The following is a 3,834-nucleotide window of genomic DNA, read 5'->3' on the forward strand; positions in this document are numbered from 1 at the left end:
ATTTTTAGTTGTTTTTCTATGTTTTTCTATAAAATTAATAAAACTTTACAATACTATTTGTGGCAATACTAACCTTTAGAAAAATCATTTTTTTAGGGTAGGTGAGCGATCGCCTCCATATATTTGCTTGGGCAATTTTTCTCCCCCAGGATCTAATTTATATTTTTTCTGAAGCAAATCTTTAGGTTAGAGGAAAATTTTCCGGACTGTTACTTACTCAGATGTATTTCTTGAAATAACTCCATAAACTTGCTTCAACTAAATAACTATATCGCAATCATAAATGATTTGTGAAAAAAAACTGTAAGGGTTTGGTCTCCAAATGCTATTTTCCCTTGGGTTTGGAGACCAAACCCCTACGATAAAAATGTTACAATCTATTTAGGATTGCTATAATAAACTTCTCCAATAATAAAAAACAAAATAAATTATGCCACAGAAATGATCAATCTTTTCCCCTACCTCCTACTCCCTCTTTTCTGGAAATGTCTAATAACTCAAATAACTTTTATTTGTATAATGGCAATTCATCTATTGTACCAAGACTATCAAGAGGCCAAAAGCGAAATATAGCTCGACCAATAATATTTTCATAAGGAACAAAACCCCAACAACGCCCATCATAACTATGATTACGATTATCTCCCATAACCAAATAAGAATCTGGAGGTACTGTCACAGGTTCAGAAAGAAATCTTTTATCAGGAGGACAAACATCTATTCTAGTTTGTTGATGATTAACCTTTCTAGCCTCAAGTTCTGCTGGATTCAAATCTGAAGCAACATAAGTTTCTTCTACTACTTGATTATTAACATATACTCTTCCATTCTTCAATTCGACTTGATCGCCAGGTAATCCAACTATCCGTTTAATAAAAGCATCTTTGTACTGAGTTTTAAGTTCATTTGTTGGGTTAAAGACTACAATATCTCCTCTTTCTGGGTCTTTGAATTGATAACCCAATTTATCTATAATCAAACGGTCATTAATTTGTAATGTTGGTAGCATCGAACCAGAAGGAATATAACGTGCTTCAGCAACAAATTGACGAATTCCTATGGCTAAAATCACGCTAAGTCCAATAGTTTTAATTGACTCAATCAAAGGATTTTCTTCGTTTGAATTTTCTGTATGTTTTGATTTTTCTTCTTTATTCATAATTTCTATTGATCAAATAATTAATTTGAAAATACTGGCGCATGTTTATGGGTTTTCCCCCTTGATGATTCAGGATTTTTTTTGAGTACCCTATCTAAAAATCTTGAAAATAGCTTGGAGTCTGAATCATCTAAGTTCATATTGCATATATTTTTATGTTTTTGATAAAATACTCATAATTATACCTAATTTTATCAAACTGTAATATATTAAGATTAAAATAACATTATAGCGTTGATCAAGTTAGGTGAGGTACAGTTGTTTTCCTTCTTTGATATTGCCTGTTGTCCGAATTAATACTCCCTACTTCCTCAAACAAATGTAATATATTAAAATAAAAATAATATTATAGCGTTGATCAAGTTAGGTGAGGTATAGTTATTTCTGTTCTTTTTTATTTCATATTTCCCAAATTACTGAAAAATTAAGGTATAAACCCTCTACATTCATGGAGAAAAAGCAGTAGATTGGATATGCCGAGGTTCCCCGCTCTTTCAGACCTACTGTGCTGAACGAATTCTCTTTAATTTATAAGAAGAAGTAATTCTAAATTCTAAATTCTAAATTCTTGAATACTCCCTACTCCCTAAAACAATAGAAACTTAAAACCCAATTTTTATTATGTCTACTATTTCTTCTTTGCTGATTCGTCGCGCCCGCATCCTTCTACCCGATGGGGAATTTTTGATTGGTGATGTGCTAACTCAAGGCCAAGAAATTATTCAAGTTGCTCCAGAAATTTCATCTTCTGAAGCTCCAGAAAAAATCATAGATGCCGAAGGTTTAACCCTATTACCGGGAGTAATTGACCCCCAGGTACATTTTCGGGAACCTGGATTAGAACATAAGGAAGATTTATTTACTGCTAGTCGAGCTTGTGTGAAAGGTGGTGTTACTTCTTTTCTGGAAATGCCTAATACTAAACCTTTGACTACTACTCAAGCTGCATTGGATGATAAGTTACAACGGGCAGCTCAAAAGTGTTTGGTTAATTTCGGTTTTTTTATTGGAGCAACGGCAGAAAATTTACCCGATTTATTAACAGCTAATCCTACTCCTGGAATTAAAATTTTTATGGGTTCTATGCACGGACCTTTGTTAGTAGATACGGAGGAAAAGTTAGAGCCTATTTTTGCTAGGGGAAAAAGGTTAATTGCTGTTCATGCGGAAAATCAAGCTAGAATTGATCAAAGGAAAAAAGAGTTTGCTGGTATTTCTGACCCTGCTATTCATTCACAAATTCAGGATAATGAGGCTGCTTTATTAGCAACTAAGATGGCTTTGAAATTATCGAAAAAATATCAGCGACGTTTACATATTTTGCATACTTCGACTGGAGATGAAGCGGAATTATTGCGTCAGGATAAACCTAGTTGGGTGACTGCTGAAGTTACGCCTCAACATTTGTTATTAAATACGAGTGCTTATGAAAAAATAGGCAGTTTAGCTCAAATGAATCCTCCTTTAAAGTCTGCTTGGGATAATGATATTTTATGGCAAGCTTTGTTGGATGGGGTAATTGATTTTATTGCGACGGATCATGCTCCTCATACTTTGGAAGAAAAAGGTAAAGGTTATCCCAATACTCCTTCGGGAATGCCTGGTGTAGAAACTTCTTTACCTTTAATGTTGACTCAAGCTATGCAGGGAAGATGTTCTGTTGCTCAGGTTTCTAATTGGATGTCTACTGCTGTTGCTAAGGGTTATGGGATTCCGAAAAAGGGAGCGATCGCTCCTGGTTTTGATGCGGATTTAGTATTAGTAGATTTGGATAATTATCGGCCTGTTTTGAGAGATGAATTAATGACAAAGTGTGGTTGGAGTCCGTTTGAAGGATGGAGTTTAACTGGTTGGCCTGTTGTTACTATTGTTGGGGGAGAAGTTGTGTTTAATCGTGGTGAATTTAATTCTGATGTTCGAGGCAAAGCTCTGACATTTTCTGGAGCTACCTAATTAATTTTCGTGGCGATTTTTTTTGAGACTTTGCTTGACTTTTAGTTTACTTGAAGGGCAAAAAAATTACTCCCCTACTCTCCTACTCCTTAAAAAGACTTTTTCTGCAAATCCTAACTAGCTGATTAATATTTGAAGAGGTTAATATCCCTCTATCTGTCACCCAAACTATATTCTTAATCCCAAACCTTTATAAAAGGAAAAATTCTACTATCCGTCTCTGGAAGCTGAAAAAAATGAAATAAGGATTTCTCTATAGGCATAGGCAGAAAAATTTCACCATCCATCTCCTGGAGCTTAAAAAAATGAAATAACTATTGCTCTATACGCAATAGAAGGAAAAATTCTACCATCCACCTCCGGGAGCTTTAGCAAATGAAACTACTATTGCTGTATACGTATGGGAAAATTTTGATTATCCGCCTCCGGGGACTTCAGCAAATGAAACTACTATTGCTCTATACGCAATAGAAGAGAAAAATTTCCATCATCCACCTCTGGGAGCTTCAGCAAATGAAATTACTATTGCTCTATAGGCATAGGCAGAAAAAATTCCATCATCCACCTCCGAGAGCTTTAGCAAATGAAACTACTATTGCTCTATACGTATGGGAAAATTTTCCCCATCCACCTCTGGGAGCTTCAGCAAATGAAACTACTATTGCTGTATACGTATGGGAAAATTTTCCCCATCCACCTCTGGGAGCTTCAGCAAATGAAAC

3 protein-coding genes are annotated in these 3,834 nt (G+C 35.1%); 2 read left to right on the plus strand and 1 reads right to left on the minus strand.

Annotation, left to right across the window (positions count from 1 at the left end; all coding sequences use genetic code 11):
- Positions 1-508: 508 nt before the first annotated feature.
- Positions 509-1,159, minus strand: coding sequence for a signal peptidase I (lepB, locus tag ACP6PK_RS03175; protein ID WP_426557688.1), 651 nt, complete (start codon positions 1,157-1,159; stop codon positions 509-511).
- Positions 1,160-1,780: 621 nt separating this feature from the next.
- On the opposite strand from lepB, the gene ACP6PK_RS03180 reads away from it, so the two are divergent.
- Entirely contained in the window at positions 1,781-3,112 is a 1,332-nt protein-coding gene (locus ACP6PK_RS03180; protein ID WP_426557690.1) for a dihydroorotase, read from the plus strand.
- A 513-nt stretch (positions 3,113-3,625) separates the two neighbouring features.
- Positions 3,626-3,834 (plus strand): hypothetical protein (locus ACP6PK_RS03185; RefSeq protein WP_426557692.1); only part of this gene is annotated, 209 nt, incomplete at its 3' end.

Origin of the sequence: Dapis hubbardiae BLCC-M172, assembly GCF_050016015.1 — a bacterium.
Lineage (GTDB): Bacteria > Cyanobacteriota > Cyanobacteriia > Cyanobacteriales > Microcoleaceae > Trichodesmium.